General features: G+C 70.8%; 8 protein-coding genes and 5 pseudogenes. 10 read left to right on the top strand and 3 right to left on the bottom strand.

Features of this window, described 5'->3' with window-relative positions; translation table 11 throughout:
- Positions 1–18: 18 nt before the first annotated feature.
- Positions 19–519 (bottom strand): annotated as a pseudogene (locus AOK18_RS15140) (IS110 family transposase); the annotation flags it as partial.
- A gap of 740 nt (positions 520–1,259) precedes the next feature.
- Here AOK18_RS15140 and AOK18_RS15135 point away from each other — a divergent pair.
- The 4 genes from AOK18_RS15135 (at position 1,260) to AOK18_RS15120 (ending at position 5,519) form a co-directional block, all read left to right on the top strand.
- Positions 1,260–2,015 (top strand): (5-formylfuran-3-yl)methyl phosphate synthase, encoded by a 756-nt coding sequence (locus AOK18_RS15135; RefSeq protein ID WP_055571606.1) that lies wholly within the window; start codon positions 1,260–1,262, stop codon positions 2,013–2,015.
- 5 nt (positions 2,016–2,020) lie between these two features.
- Positions 2,021–3,424 (top strand): aldehyde dehydrogenase family protein, encoded by a 1,404-nt coding sequence (locus tag AOK18_RS15130; protein WP_055694692.1) that lies wholly within the window; start codon positions 2,021–2,023, stop codon positions 3,422–3,424.
- A 2-nt stretch (positions 3,425–3,426) separates the two neighbouring features.
- Entirely contained in the window at positions 3,427–4,533 is a 1,107-nt protein-coding gene (locus tag AOK18_RS15125) for an NAD(P)-dependent alcohol dehydrogenase (RefSeq protein WP_055571604.1), read from the top strand.
- A gap of 80 nt (positions 4,534–4,613) precedes the next feature.
- Positions 4,614–5,519: a class I SAM-dependent methyltransferase gene (locus tag AOK18_RS15120; RefSeq protein WP_055694691.1), complete on the top strand. Its 906-nt coding sequence runs from the start codon at positions 4,614–4,616 to the stop codon at positions 5,517–5,519.
- Positions 5,520–5,670: 151 nt separating this feature from the next.
- Here AOK18_RS15120 and AOK18_RS15115 read toward each other — a convergent pair.
- Positions 5,671–6,039, bottom strand: a pseudogene (locus tag AOK18_RS15115) (EF-hand domain-containing protein); the annotation flags it as partial.
- Positions 6,040–6,312: 273 nt separating this feature from the next.
- A complete protein-coding gene (locus tag AOK18_RS15110) occupies positions 6,313–9,006 on the bottom strand; it encodes a M4 family metallopeptidase (RefSeq protein WP_206281549.1) in 2,694 nt (897 codons plus the stop codon).
- Positions 9,007–9,391: 385 nt separating this feature from the next.
- On the opposite strand from AOK18_RS15110, the gene AOK18_RS15105 reads away from it, so the two are divergent.
- The 6 genes and pseudogenes from AOK18_RS15105 to AOK18_RS31915 all read left to right on the top strand — a co-directional run.
- Entirely contained in the window at positions 9,392–9,685 is a 294-nt protein-coding gene (locus AOK18_RS15105; RefSeq protein ID WP_055694706.1) for a transposase, read from the top strand.
- Positions 9,686–9,889: 204 nt separating this feature from the next.
- Positions 9,890–12,679, top strand: a complete 2,790-nt coding sequence (locus tag AOK18_RS15100) for an alpha/beta hydrolase (protein WP_055694689.1) — start codon at positions 9,890–9,892, stop codon at positions 12,677–12,679.
- 330 nt (positions 12,680–13,009) lie between these two features.
- Positions 13,010–13,863, top strand: a protein-coding gene (locus tag AOK18_RS30900) for an IS5 family transposase (protein WP_420865612.1) whose coding sequence is annotated in 2 segments (ribosomal slippage) — positions 13,010–13,403 and positions 13,403–13,863 — 855 coding nt in all. Because the reading frame shifts where the segments join, the coding sequence is not laid out codon by codon here.
- A gap of 57 nt (positions 13,864–13,920) precedes the next feature.
- Positions 13,921–14,265, top strand: a pseudogene (locus AOK18_RS35385) (IS3 family transposase); the annotation flags it as partial.
- Between the two features lie 101 nt (positions 14,266–14,366).
- Positions 14,367–14,582: pseudogene (locus tag AOK18_RS34350) on the top strand (DDE-type integrase/transposase/recombinase); the annotation flags it as partial.
- Between the two features lie 36 nt (positions 14,583–14,618).
- Positions 14,619–14,861, top strand: a pseudogene (locus AOK18_RS31915) (integrase core domain-containing protein); the annotation flags it as partial.
- Positions 14,862–14,928: the final 67 nt, after the last annotated feature.

Raw genomic sequence — 14,928 nt, 5'->3', positions numbered from 1 at the left:
ACTCGCCCACACCAACGGAACGCGTTCGAGGCTGGGGTGGAACTGGGGGAGCAGGCCCCGGACGCGGTGGGAGGTGCGGTTGGCCTCTCCGGCGAGGTCCTGGTCGAAGCCGACCAGCATGGTCAGCTCCGCGGTGATCTCATCGGCAAGTTCCAGCGAGCGCAGGGTGCGGGCGGCGTCCGCGATCACGGCCGCGTCGCGGGAGTCGGTCTTGGCCTGGCCGGGGTAGAGGTCGGCGATCCTGCGCATGGCCAGGCCGGGCAGGTAGGCGACCTGGCAGCCCGCGTCGCGGGCGACGGTCAGCGGGAGGGCGCCGATGGACGCCGGCTGGTCCACGATCGCCAGGACGGTGCCGAACTTGCTCATCAGCTTGTCGAAGACGGCTCTCAGTTGCGGTTCGCCGTTCGGCAGAGGCTTGTCGAAGACCTTCTTCCCGGCCGAAGTGAGCCCGTGGCCGTGGTGCGTGCTCTTGCCGACGTCCAAGCCGAGGAAGACGCCCACTCCGCCGATGTCGATCACCGTGCCCCCACATGCGTCGATGCGTGCCGGCCTCGGCAGTGGGGCCGTTCGCGCGCATCCACGTCATGCAGACCTGCCGCCCGCAAACGGCCGGGCATTGCACCGGGCCAAGCGGCGGTCGAACCTCTGATCAACGTCTCCGCCGGCACCCCTCGGACCCGGTGACACCACCCCCCAGGTCATTCGTTCGACAGGCGGCAACAGTCATGCCGGGCCCGGAGGCCAGCGGCCCTTTTACAGGACCGCGAAGAAGACAATGGGGAGACCACCGCACACAGGACGGTTTGGAACGCCGGGGACGTGGCCGTGTACGGCACCTGCCACGCCGACGACGTCGCCCGCGAGGAAGCCGCCGCCCGAAGCCGCCCGCCTCCAAGCCGCCGCACCGCCGGAGCCGGAGGACGACCAGGAGCCGGGCCGTGGCCGCGGCTGGTTCCGTCGGCGGCCCCGACGACACTCTCCGCACCCGATGCGACCACGGGCCCGGTGCGGAGGGCTGCATCCTCAGCAGGCATACGCGGGCGCTACGAGCTATTCGCCGACTAGGCGAATTGTTGCCTGCGGGCTGCTTTGCCCCCGTATGCACGGCGCGCTGTACGGGGGCATGAGCACCCATAGGTGCCCTGCGCGCCCTTCCGGTTCCTCAGGGTGACGGAAAAGATGAGCGCACCGCACATGAGCCAGGTGATCCGCGGTCCCCTGTCCCTCGGCCGGGCGGACTGGCGACGAAGGAGGTCAGGGTGTTGCTTCTCATCTCTCCGGACGGTGTCGAGGAGGCTCTCGATTGCGCGAAGGCGGCGGAGCATCTCGATATCATCGACGTCAAGAAGCCTGATGAGGGCTCTCTCGGCGCGAACTTTCCCTGGATCATCAGGGAGATCCGCGACGCGGTCCCGGCGGACAAGCCGGTGTCCGCGACCGTGGGGGATGTCCCGTACAAGCCTGGCACGGTGGCCCAGGCTGCGCTCGGCGCGGTCGTCTCGGGGGCCACGTACATCAAGGTCGGCCTCTACGGCTGCACGACGCCCGATCAGGGCATCGAGGTCATGCGCGCGGTCGTCCGGGCAGTGAAGGACCACTGCCCCGAAGCGCTCGTCGTCGCCTCCGGTTACGCCGACGCCCACCGCATCGGCTGTGTCAACCCGCTCGCCCTGCCCGACATCGCCGCCCGCTCCGGCGCCGACGCGGCCATGCTGGACACGGCGATCAAGGACGGGACGCGGCTGTTCGACCACGTTCCGCCGGACGTCTGTGCCGAGTTCGTCCGGCTGGCCCACGCTTCCGGTCGGCTCGCCGCCCTCGCGGGCAGTGTCAAACAGGCCGACCTCGGTCCGCTGACCCGCATCGGCACGGACATCGTGGGCGTGCGCGGAGCGGTCTGTGAGGGCGGCGACCGCAATGCCGGAAGGATTCAGCCGCATCTCGTGGCCGCCTTCCGGGCGGAGATGGACCGGCAGGCCCGGGGGCACGCGGCCGGCGTCCCCGCCGTCAACTGACCGGCATGCCGACATCTGAGCCCGATCGCGTCCTCGGACGCCGGGCCGCGCGTCTCGCCGTCGTCGACCCGGCCACCGGGGAGACCTTCGACGAGGCCCCCGACCAGCAGCCGGACGAGTTGGACGCCGTGGTCGACCGGGCCCACCGGGCCTGGCACGGCTGGCGCGCCGACCCCGTCGCCCGCACCACCGCGTTACGCGCGGCGGCCGACGCCGTGGAGACGGCCGGCGACGACCTCGCCCGGTTGCTCACCCGGGAACAGGGCAAGCCCCTGGCCGAGTCGTACGCGGAGATCGCCCGTACGGCAGCCCGCCTGCGCTACTTCGCCGACCTGGCCCCCAGAACCCGGCGGATCACCGACGGCCGGCCCATGCACAGCGAGATCCGCTGGCGCCCCCTCGGACCCGTCGCCGCGATCGTGCCGTGGAACTTTCCACTCCAGCTCGCGGCGGCGAAGTTCGCGCCCGCGCTCGCGGCAGGCAATACCATGGTCCTCAAACCGTCCCCGTTCACGCCCCTCGCCACCCGACTGCTCGGCTCCGTCCTCGCCACCGCCCTGCCCAAGGACGTACTGACTGTCGTCACCGGCCGCGAACCCCTCGGCGCCCGTCTCGCCTCCCACCCGGGCATCCGCCACGTCACCTTCACCGGCTCGGTGCCTACCGGGCGGGCCGTCGCCGAAGCGGCGGCGGCCTCCCTCGCCCGGGTCACCCTGGAACTGGGCGGCAACGACGCCGCCGTCCTGCTGGACGATGTCGAGGTCGACCGGATCGCGGACCGGCTGTTCTGGGCAGCGTTCCGCAACTGCGGGCAGGTCTGCATGGCGGTCAAACGCGTCTACGCCCCGGCCCGGCTCCACGCCGAGGTCGTCGAAGCCCTCGCCCAGCGCGCGAAGACCGTCGCCGTCGGCCCCGGACTGAACGCTGAAACCAGGCTGGGCCCGGTCAACAACGCACCCCAGCTGGCCAGCGTCGAGCAGGTCACGAAGCAGGCCCTGGCTGACGGAGCCCGGGCGGCGGCCGGTGGCCACCGGCTGGACGGGCCGGGCTACTTCTTCGCTCCTACGATCCTCACCGATGTCCCGCCCAGCAGCCCGGTGGTGGCCGAGGAACAGTTCGGACCCGTCCTGCCGGTGCTGCCGTACCGGCGCCTCGACGAAGCCGTCGCCGCGGCCAACGGCACCGGCTTCGGACTGGGCGGCTCCGTCTGGGGCACCGACCTCGACCAGGCCGAGGCGGTAGCGGACCGACTCGAATGCGGCACGGCCTGGATCAACCACCACGCCGAACTGTCCCTCGCCCAGCCCTTCGCAGGAGTCAAGAACAGCGGTGTCGGCGTCGCCGGCGGACTGTGGGGGCTCTACGGCAACCTCCGGCCGTTCGTCGTCCACCGTCCGCAGGAGGCATGACGATGAGGTACCAGGCGGCCGTACTGCGCTCGTACGAGGACCCGTTCACAGTCGAGGAGGTGACCCTGCACACAGAACCCACCGCTGGCGAAATCTTGGTCGAGATCGCGGGCTGCGGGATGTGCAGGACTGATCTCGCGGTCCGGCGATCGGCCGGCCGTAGCCCGCTGCCGGCGGTGCTCGGCCACGAGGGGGCCGGGGTCGTGGTGCGGACGGGCGGCGGCCCGGACACCGCGATCGGCGTCGGTGACCACGTCGTGCTGAGCTTCGACTCCTGCGGGCACTGCCGGAACTGCCGCGGTGCGGCCCCCGCCTACTGCGACTCCTTCGCCTCCCTCAACCTCTTCGGGGGACGCGAGGAGGACGCGCGGCGGCTCACTGACGCGACCGGGGGAGCGCTGGCCCCCCGGTGGTTCGGCCAGTCCTCGTTCGCCGAGTACGCGCTCGTCCCGGCCCGCAACGCCGTCCGGGTCGATGCCGCACTGCCCGTCGAACTGCTCGGGCCGCTCGGCTGCGGCTTCCTCACCGGTGCCGGAGCTGTGCTGAGCGCTTTCGGCGCCGGCCCCGGCGACACCCTCGCGGTCTTCGGCGCGGGAGCGGTGGGCCTGGCCGCGGTGATGGCGGCCACCGCCGCCGGGGCAGTGACCGTGGCCGTCGACCGACATCCCGGGCGACTGGCCCTGGCCGAACGGTTCGGCGCGATCCCGCTGCCCGCAGCAACGGCCGGACTGCCCGAGCAGATCCGGCGCCTGACCGAGGGCGGCGTGCAGTACGCGCTGGACACCACGGCCTCCTCCCCGCTCATCAACGACGCGCTCCGGGCACTGCGCCCGACCGGCAGCCTGGGCCTGGTGGCACGGCTCCACACCGCGCTGCCGCTCGAACCGGGCACGCTGGACCGAGGCCGCAGCATCCGCCACATCTGCGAAGGGGACGCCGTACCCGCACTGCTGATACCCAGATTGACGAGGCTGTGGCAGGCCGGACGCTTCCCCTTCGACCAGCTGATCCGCACCTACCCACTGGCCGACATCAACGAGGCCGAACACGACTGCGACGCGGGCCGCGTGGTCAAACCCGTCCTGCTCCCGGAGCGGAGAAGCCGATGAACAAGGCATACAGCACCGCAGACTCACCGCATCCGACAAACAGACACCTTGCAGTCACCACTCCCGCCAACGGAGGAAACATGGCCGGCACGGCGCCGCAGCACACGGACGTGGAAGGCGTGGACGCAGGCGTGGGTCTGACCGCCCTCCTGGTCGCTGCGGCACGGGCGATCGAGACCCACCGCCACGACAGCCTGGCCCAGGACATCTACGCGGAACACTTCGTGCGCGCCGCCCCGGCCTGCGCAAACTGGCCGGTGCGCATCGAACAGGTCCCGGACGGGGACGGTAACCCGCTGTGGGGGCGGTTCGCCCGCTACTTCGGCCTGAGGACCAGGGTCCTCGACGACTTCCTCCTCCGATCGGTCCGTACGAGCGCCCGCCAAGTCGTCTTACTGGGCGCCGGGTTGGACACTCGAGCCTTCCGGCTGGATTGGCCCTCCGACTGCGTCGTCTTCGAGATCGACCGGCCGGGCGTGCTGGCGTTCAAACACCAGGTGCTCACGAACCTGCCGGCCACCCCGCAGGTAAAGCGCGTCCCCGTACCGGTCGACCTGCGCGCCGACTGGGTCACCGCGCTGACCACCGCCGGCTTCGACCCGGCCGCACCGAGCGTCTGGCTGGCCGAGGGACTCCTCTTCTACCTGCCGGGCCCCGCCGAGACGTACCTCATCGACACGGTGGACCGGCTGACCACCGAAGGCAGCGCACTGGCCTTCGAGGCCAAGCTGGAAAAGGACCTACAGGCGTACCGCGACAGCCCGATCTACACGGCGACGCGAGAACAGATCGGCATCGATCTGCTCCACCTCTTCGACAAGGGACCACGCCCCGACTCCGCAGGTGACCTGACGGCCAAGGGCTGGTCCACCTCGATGCACACTCCCTTCGAGTTCACCCGCCGGCACCGAGGTGGCCCCCTGCCCGAGCCCAACGATGCGCTGGAGGGAAACCGGTGGGTGTTCGCGCACAAGTCCTCGCCCTGACGCCCGCAACGCTCACGACGACGTCCGCACGGAGGCTGAGGGCGGGGCCCGGTCGCAGGCTCCGTCCGGTGGAACGCGTCCCGCCGGGCGGGCAGTTCGGTCACGTCGCAGCGGTGCCGCCCACGCCCGGGAAAGGTGCTGACGGACCATGTCAGACGGCCCGGGCAGCCACCAGCTGGTCGCCTGGGATCCCGGCCATGTCCGGCGCGTAGTAGTCCTTGATGCCGGCGGCCCACGTAGCCATGGTGATGCGGTCCTCGGCGTCCGGACCGAGGGTGTCGAAGAGGGCGTGGATGTTCGCCTCCTCGAAGCCGATCGCCGCCATCAGCGATACGAAGAGGGGGTGCTCGATGAGGCCGTCCCCGTCGGGGTCGCCGAGTGCGGAGAGGGCCTCCGCGAACTCGGCGATCGTGGGACCGAAACGCTCGGAGTCGAGCACGAACGGACGGAACTCGTCCACGGTGATCACGCCGTCGCCGTTGGTGTCCAGTTCAGTGGCCAGCGTCGTCCAGTAGCGGCGGATGTGCCTTCCCGGCCGGTGCTGCGAACACCGGTCTTGCTCGGTGACCTATCGATCAATCACCCGAGAAGGTACGTCCTTCCCGGGTCGATCCACAGACATCTGAGCATTGCTCGCCGTCTTGGGGTCAGGTCGTCTTCGCGCTGGTCGCCGTGCCGACCGGAGTCTTCTTCGCCACGGGACTGCTCCGCAAGCGGCGCGGGTGACGCGGGAGGCTGCCACGAGGCCGTGGTGGCCAACGGGGTGTCCCGGCGGCCACCAGTCGCCGTCAGGTCAGCCGCACCGGCCCGTCGGCCGGGTCCGGGTCACCACGTCGGTGGTGCCGGTCGTCGAGTCCAGCCACACCACCTGGCTGCCGGCGACCGCCGCCGGGTGGGTCTGGACGCCGCGGTTGCAGGAGACGCGGCCCTTGTACGTGCCCGGCGTGCCAAGGGCGCCGAGGGCGGCGAACTGGTGGAGCTTGGGGCTCGCTTCGTTGCTGAGGGGCGCGTCGGGCACGTAGGCGGCGACCGTCGCGGTGTCCTCGGACACCGTCAGGTCGTAGGCGTGGAGCGCGTCCGGCCCCGCCTCTGGGCTGAGCTCCACCACGCCCGAACCGTCGAGCGAGGCCCGCAGCAGAGAGGTCCCGCCCGCCGCCTCCTGGTCGAGGAGCCAGAAGACGTGCGTACCGTTGATGGCCGTCGGGCCGTGGCTCACGGTGTTCGGGGTCTCGTGGACCACCGTGCTCTCACCGCTCGCGACGTCAACGACGATCGTCCGCCACTCGTACGCGGCGCGTGCCGCCAGAGCCACCCGGCGCCACTCCTGGTAGGCGACCTTGCCGCCGCTCGCCGAGGGGGAGTACGCCCGGCGGTAGGTGCCACCACCGAACGAGACCTTGTTCGCGGGGTCCTTCAGGCTCAGATGGATCACCCCCGACCGCCCACCCACGTTCGCGTAGCCGAACGTCACGACGTCACCGTCGACGTCCGTCACGCTGCCCCCGCCGCGGCCGGACCACAGCTTCTTTACCGGTCCGCCCGCGATCGGCCTGGCCAGAATCTCGACGTCACCCGGGCTGTACGCCTGCCACACCACCGTCTTGCCGTCGGTGGAGGGGTTGACGTGGTAGCGGCCGTCGTTGGGGCTCATCAGCTTCAGCTGTCCCTTGCCGTCGGCCCGCCCCGCCCACACCGAGTACGGCTCCGAACCGTCCTCGTTCGACTTGGACGCCGCCCACCAGCCACCACCTCCGCCCAGGCCCGTGCCGGTGGTGTTGATCCGCTCCAGGAGCGGTTCGGAGTCCAACCCGAGGGCCAGCTCCCAGCCGGGCGCGATGCCGTGCGCCGTGAACGCACGGCGCAGCGCCTTCATGCCGTCCGCCGCGACCCCGAGGTCCTTCGCCGCCGCGAGCACGGCGGCCCGTCCCTGGGTGAAGCCGTCGAGCGGCGTGAGGTACTGGGTCAGCGCCCGGTAGACGATCGTGTCGGCGAGCTCGGCGCCGAGGTCCTCGCGAGCGTCCCAGAGTGCTCCGCCGAAGATGGTCGAGTTGAGGTGGACGCCGCCGTTGTCGTTGAGGAAGTCCAGGCCGAGGAACGACTTCGTGGTGGTCCGCCCGTCATTCAGGTCACGCAGGGCGCAGTCCCGGGGGCCCTTCGTCCGGCAGAGCCGTTCCCCGAGCAGACCTGAGTCCGGGTCCGTCATCGGGACGCCGTACACGTCCGCCTCGATCGCGTTGCCGAAGTAGTCGGCGATGGCCTCGTTCATCGCGCCGGACTGGCCCGCGTAGACGAGGTTCGCCGAGTGCTCGATCACGCCGTGCGTCATCTCGTGGCCGACGACGTCCAGGGCCGCGGACAGCGGCCGGTACTCGTCGTCGCCGCTGCCGTACACCATCTTCCGGCCGTCCCAGAAGGCGTTGACGTAGGGCTCCCCGTACACGGTGACGCCCACCAGGGAGTTGACGGTCATGCCGTGGCCGTCGAGACTGTTCCGCCCGTGCCGGTTCCGGTAGTAGTCGTAGACCTGCCCGGCGGCCCAGTGCGCGTCGACGGCACCGGCCTCGGTGGCGTCGGTGCCGAACTCGGGGGTGGGCGAGCCGAACTCCTTGATATCGTCGGGCCACCGTCCGCTCACGTCACCGACCCACTTGCCGCGCGCGTCCCAGGTCGCCAGCACGTTGTCGCTGTACTCGTCGTTCGGGATGCGGGTGCGGTCCCGCAACACGTACTGGCCGCGCGCCTCGTCGTGGAGGACATCGAGGGGCACCGTCGTGCCGTCGAGCCGGACCCCGCTGCCCTTCGCCCCGGTGGCCGGAGCCCGTTGCCGGGAGGTGTCCGACGCGGGCTTCCCGGCCACCCGGGCCGGTGCGCCGAACGTCTTGATACCGCTGTAGCGCAGCAGCGGATATCCGGCGTGGGCGTCGACGTACACCTCCTGCGACACCGGCTCGCCGGTCGCGGGGTCGGTGCCGTTCACGGTGACGTGCTGGGTGAGGACACCCGTTCCCTGGGGCAGGACCACGAGCCCGTGGGCGGTGCCCCGCAGCGGTGACCGCTCCTCCTCGCCCTCGCGCGGTGCCGCCGCGAAGTGCCGGCTGCCGAGGTCGTCGAGGACACGGTCGACGGCCCGCTCGACGGCGAGCTCCTCGCCGACCTCGGCCGTCGTCCCGGTGGTCAGCCCGGTGAAGTACTTGCCGGAGGTGCCGGTGACGATCCGCTCGCCGTTCTTCCTCTCCATGCGGACGACGTACTGGCCACCCAGCACGGGCACGCCCCGATGCCGCTGCTGGAACCGTACGGTCTCCTGCCCGCCCGAAGCGGTCGTCGCGGTGGGCACCAGGTCGCGTTCCGCGTCGGCCATCCGGTAGCGCTGCCGCTTGCTGCCCAGATAGGCGCGGGCTGCCCCTGCCGCGCTGCTCGCCTCGGGGGCCCGCTCCCGGATGCCCTGGACCAGGGCCGGGGTCTCCGTCTCCTGTCCGGGGACCATCTCGCCCGGGCTCGGCGGTGGCGTGTCCGCTTCCGTCGCGGCGCCGGCGGGCACCGCCGGAACGACGAGTGCGGCGACGCCCAACAGCGTCGCCGCACCCGATATCCCGCTCAGCCGTAATATGCGGCCGCCTCCACGGCCGCTGTTCCTTCTTGGGTGACGCACGTCTTCCCAACCCCCCACTCGTCGTCGGAGCCGGTGGCGGGACACTCCGGCAGGGGGCCATCGAAGCGGTGATGAGCCCTCGCAATCAATGGGGACCGAGTGCCCACCGGTGCCTTCCGGCCGCTCCGTGCCCGGGCCGTCCCGGCGGGAGACGGGGGAATGGTTTCATGAGGTTCCCCTCCTACTGTGGAGACCTTGGCCGGAGGGATGGTTGGGGGTCATGGCATCCAGGAAGCGCATCTACGACATCGAGTTCCGCGGGGGAGCGGTACGGATCGTGACGGAGACCGGGAAGCCGATTCCGGAGGTGGCTGAGAACCTGGACATCCACCCGGGGACGTTGCACAGCTGGGTGTCGCGGGCCCGGCGCAACGGGTCGCCGTCGTCGGATCGGCCGGTGGCCGATCCATCGCCCGGTGGTCGTCTGCGGGAGAGCGAGCCCGTTGAGCCGGAGCGGCTGCGGGCCGAGGCCAGGGAGAAGGGCCAGAACCCAACATCTTCATCAGCCTTCTAGGGCGGCCGGAATGGCCGTAGTGGATCACATCTTTCCGTTGCGCGACCCTACCGACCGCCTGCGGTACAGCCCTCGCCGATCGCTCACTCCACCCGCAGAGGCAACCCACGGGTTCGGCTCCCCGTCTCGATGTCCGAGAGGGCGTTCGATCCGGCGCAGACCACCGGAACGGACCTGCGCTTGACCAGGGTTGAGGAGAGAGTCTTGATACGTGCCCGGAAGGCATGGGTTACCGCGCTAGCGGTGCTGACAGTGGCAGGGGTGGCGCCGACGGGGGCGTACGCCGCCCCGGCTCCGCCGGACAAGCCCAGCGGAGCAGTGACACCCGACGCCGGGGAGACGCTGCCGCCCGGCTGGCGCATCGCCGGTGAGGACGGGCGGAACCACCTGGAGTGGCGCGCCCCCGAGCCGGTCCCCATGGGCGACTCCCGCGTGGAATTCCGCGCCAACGGTGCGCTCGTGGGCGTACCCGAGCCGCAGGACGACGGCCGGACCTTCCGTATCCCCCTCGACGAGGTCCGCACCGCAGACCTGGACGACCTCCAAGTCCAGGCGGCCGGGCGCAGGCTCGATGAAGCCCCGGGCGCGGGCGCGAGCCGCAAGGTGACGCCGCCGGCCCCGAAGCTCCCGCCCAAGCTCCCGGCGGGGACCGTCGACCCGGGCAAGGCCGGCACGTACGGCACCACCACCGGTGAGTACAGCCTCGCCTCCGTCAAGCTCCCGGGCCTCCCCGAGCCGGTCGAGATGCGCGGGGTCGTCGTCGCCCCGAAGAACGCCCCCGGCAAGCGTCCGATCGCGCTCTTCCTGCACGGTCGCCACTCCACCTGCTACGTGCCCGGCAAGGACGAGGAGACCTCCGGCAACTGGCCCTGCACCAAGGGCAGCAAGCCGATCCCCAGCCACCGGGGCTATCTGCGCGACCAGAAGCTCCTTGCCTCCCAGGGGTACATGACCGTCTCGATCTCCGCCAACGGCATCAACGGCCAGGACTGGAACGCCGAGGACGGCGGCGCGCAGGCCCGCTCCTCTCTGATCCGCAATCACCTCGGCCGCTGGGCCGACTGGGCCGCCAACCCCGCCTCCGCGCCCGCGGCGGTGCGCAAGGGCCCGAAGACCGACCTGTCCCGGGTGCTCCTCGTCGGGCACTCGCGCGGCGGCGAGGGCGTCAACCGCGCGGTGATGGACAGCCTGTACAAGCCGCCGGCCGCCCAGGACGGCTACCGGTCCAGGGCCCGTTGGAACATCCGCGGCACGGTCCACGTCGGCCCCACCCTCTTCGGCCACAACCCGGTGCCCGACGTCCCCTCGCTCACGCTCCTGCCCGGCTGCGACGGTGACGTCTACGACCTCCAGGGCCAGGTGTTCACGGACGGCGCCCGGGGTGTCAGCCGGGGCAAGGCCCTGCACAGCTCGGTCTACATGATCGGCGCCAACCACAACTACTTCAACAGCGAGTGGACCCCGGGCCAGGCCGAGGCCCCGGCCTACGACGACTTCTGGCACGAGCCCGAGTCGCCGGACCCGCTCTGCTCGCCCGGCGCCGCCGGGCGGCTCTCCGCCAACCAGCAGCACAAGGCGGGCGCGACCTACATCGCCGCCGCCGCACGGCTGTTCGTCGGCGGTGACGACCGCGTACGCCAGCTCGTCGACGGCACCGGCCGCCGCGCTCCCTCCGCCGACCCCGCCCGGGTGCTGACCCACGCGGTCGGCGGCAACCGTGGCGCAGGCTTCCTCCCCGACGCCCCGCAGGGCCCGCTGAAGGTCAGCGGCGCCCGTCTGTGCGACGCCGTTGCCTCCGGCCGCTCCGCCTGCATGGGCGAGAAGGACCCCGGCTCCTCGCCGCACTTCGCGCACTGGCGCCCCGAGCACGAGGACGGGCGCCGCGCGGTCGCCCTGGACTGGAAGAAGCCGGGCACGACCGCCCGCCTCACCCCGCAGAAACCGGTCTCGGTCAAGGGCGCGGGAAGCCTCGCGCTGCGCGTCGCCGTACCCCCGAACACCAGCGGCACCCGCTTCGACGTCAGCGTCAGGGACGCCAAGGGCAAGCGGGCCGTGCTGGGCAGCGTCCGTATCGACGGGCTGCCGGGAACCGACCTCACCGCCTCGTACTGGGCGCAGGAGCTCCGCGTCCCGCTCACCGCCGCGACCCGCGCCAAGCTGAACCTCAGCAAGATCGCCTCCCTCGAAGTGACCCCCAAGTCCCGCTCCGGCAAGGCATGGCTGATGGACGCCTGGTCGTGGAAGCCGGGCACGCCCGCGGTGAAGACCACGCCGCTCACCCGCGTCGACATCGGCCGCCTCACGGTCAAGGAGGGCGACTCCGGCTTCCGTACGTACCAGGTGCCCGTCCGCATCACCGGCAAGAACGCGGGCGCGGTCCGGCTGTACGTCATCGACCCGGACACCGGCAGGTCGACCGGCCGACTGGTCAAGGTCGGCCCCGACACCGCCGGGATCAAGGTCAAGGTGAAGGTCGAGGGCAACAAGCGCTACGGCTGGGACAAGCCCCACGACATCGCGGTCAAGGCCGTCCAGGGCACAGTCGTCGGTGCGGACGCCGGCGGTGTCACCGCCGCGAACGACGATCCGATGCCGAAGGTGACCGTCGAGCCGGTGAACGCCGATGTCACCGAGGGCACGCCACTGACGTGGCGGATCTCCCTCTCGGAGAAGGCGGACATCGAGATTTGGGCCGTGGCCCAGCTGGTCCCCGTCACCGGCGGCCGCCCGGAGCTGTCCACGGCCGACGTCGACCAGGAGTGGCTGTCCCAGCTCGTGGAGGAGATCCCGAACCCGGCGGTCCCGCTCTCGCAGGTCCCGTACGGGACGCTGTGGACGGCGATCGAGGCGGGCGAAGAATCGACAGAGCTGACCGTCCCGACCATCCGCGACCAGGTGAAGGAAGGGGCCGAGTACGTGCGCTTCCAGGTGACGGACGACGGGGAGGCGCCGCTGGGCCCGCCGTTCGAGGGCACGGTCCGCGACGCGCCGTAGTCCGCACGGTGCTATTCCTCGCTGCTGCCGCCGCTGTCCGGGCGCCCGACGGGGCGAGCGCTCCCGGTGTCCACTTCGCCGCGGATGTGCTCGACTCCGCGGGGGTCACCGGGGAGCCGGCTGCTGACGATGCGGCGGAGCCGAAGGTGTTGTGAGCACCCGTCGGTGTGCCCCCGACCCATGCACAGGTCGGGGGCACACCGACGGCTGAACGGACCAGCCTGCATCCGGCCCGCCACCGGGCGACCCGAGGAAGCTGGTCCGCTACGGCCAGGCCACATCCTAGGGTCTGTTGCGAAAGTGGATCTTGTTCGTTGATGATCGTGTCCTGTGGGACGTGGGGATCTGACGAACGGCCAGTGGGCCCGGCTCGAGCCTCTGCTGCCGACGGGCATCAAGCCGGGTCGGCCGCAGGTGTGGACGCGGCGGCAGCTGATAGACGGCATATGGTGGCGGACTCGGACCGGTGCTCCCTGGCGGGATGTGCCGGAACGATATGGGCCGTGGGACCGGGTCTACGACCTGTTCCGGCGCTGGCAGCGGGACGGCACCTGGGCAAGGATCCTCACCCAGCTCCAGGCCGAGGCTGATGCGAAGGGCCTGATCACCTGGGACGTCAACGTCGACTCCACTGTCTGCCGGGCCCACCAGCACGCCGCCGGAGCGGCGAAAAAGGGGACCTCCAGAAGGAGCCGCCCGGCGGGATCTTCGCCGAGCCGGCCGACCACGGCCTCGGACGCTCCCGCGGCGGACTGACCAGCAAGGTCCACCTCGCGGTCGAGCAGGGGCAGAAGCCCTTGTCCGTCGTGATCACGGGCGGGCAGCGGAGCGACTTTCCGCAGTTCGAGCCGGTCCTGGAGGCTGTCCGGGTTCCGAGGCTGGGGCTCGGCAGGCCGCGCAAGCGCCCTGACCGGGTGCGGGCCGACAAGGCGTACGACTCGCGCGGCAATCGTTCCTACCTGCGCAGACGCGGGATCAAGGCCACCATCCCGGTACCGGCGGACCGGGTCCGCAACCGCCTCAAGCGCGGATCGCGCGGCGGGCGGCCGCCACAGTTCGACAAGGACGACTACAAGCAGCGGCACGCGGTCGAGTGCGGGATCAACCGGCTCAAGCGTCATCGAGCCGTGGCCACCCGCTACGAAGCGACCGTGCTGGTCGCAGCCATCAACGAGTGGCTGTGACCAGCACTTTCACAACAGGGCCTAGCGCATCCGCGAGCTGGAAATGGAGCGTGATGTGTGCAAGCGATTCGTGGCCTTGTGGGTGAAGTAGCTGAGGCGGACCCGGCCGTCGCGGTCGGGGTGATCAGCAGCTGCAAGGCCGAGCAGAAGATTCCGTACCGCACCGCCTGCCGGGCGTTGGGGGTGTCCGAGTCGTGGTTCTACCAGTGGCGGGATCGTCCGCCGACAGCGCGTGAGGTACGCCGCCAGCGGCTGGCCGAGGAGATCGAGGAGATCTTCCACGGCTCGGGTGGCACCTACGGATCGCCGAAGGTGTTCATCCAGCTGGTGCGCAGAGGCTGGCGAGTGTCGGTGAACACCGTCGCGAAGGTCATGGCCGAACTCGGGCTGACCGGACGTAAGATGCATCGCCGCCGGTCGCTGACGAGGCCGGGCAAGCGGTCGGCTGCCGTGGACCTCGTGCGCCGGGACTTCACCGCCGAGGAGCCCGACTCGTCTGGGCGGGCGATCTCACCGAGATCGAAACCGGCGAGGGCAAGCTGTACTTGGCGACGGTCATCGACCTGTTCTCCCGCCGCCTGCTCGGCTACGCGATGGCCGCCCGTCATGACGCCGACCTGGTCGTCGCATCCCTGAACATGGCCGCGGCCACCCGCGGTGGTGACGTGCGCGGCGTGATCATGCACACGGACAGGGGCAGCGAGTACCGCTCGCGGTGATTCAAGCGGGCCTGCCGAAAGCTCGGCGTTGTCCAGTCCATGGGCAGAGTCGGATCTTGTTTCGACAACGCCGTGAGCGAGGCGTTTCACAGCGTGCTGAAGGTCGAGTACGTCCACCGCCGCTCCTTCCGCACCCGCACCGATGCCCGCATCAAGATCGCCACCTGGATCACCGACTTCTACAACGCCGGGCGGCTACACAGCGTGTGCGGGTTCAAGAGCCCGATCGACTACGAACGTGACTACCGAGCCACCCTCGCCCAGGGACTGGCCGCATAGATCGTCTCCACGCTGCGAGGGGACTGATGTTGTCCGACCTCCCCGCCCGCCGCCGACCACCCACTCC

The organism is Streptomyces prasinopilosus (genome assembly GCF_001419695.1).
GTDB classification, from domain to species: Bacteria; Actinomycetota; Actinomycetes; order Streptomycetales; family Streptomycetaceae; genus Streptomyces; species Streptomyces prasinopilosus.
The sequence above is the reverse complement of the archived record's forward strand: the minus strand, read 5'-3'. Positions and strand labels throughout refer to the sequence as shown.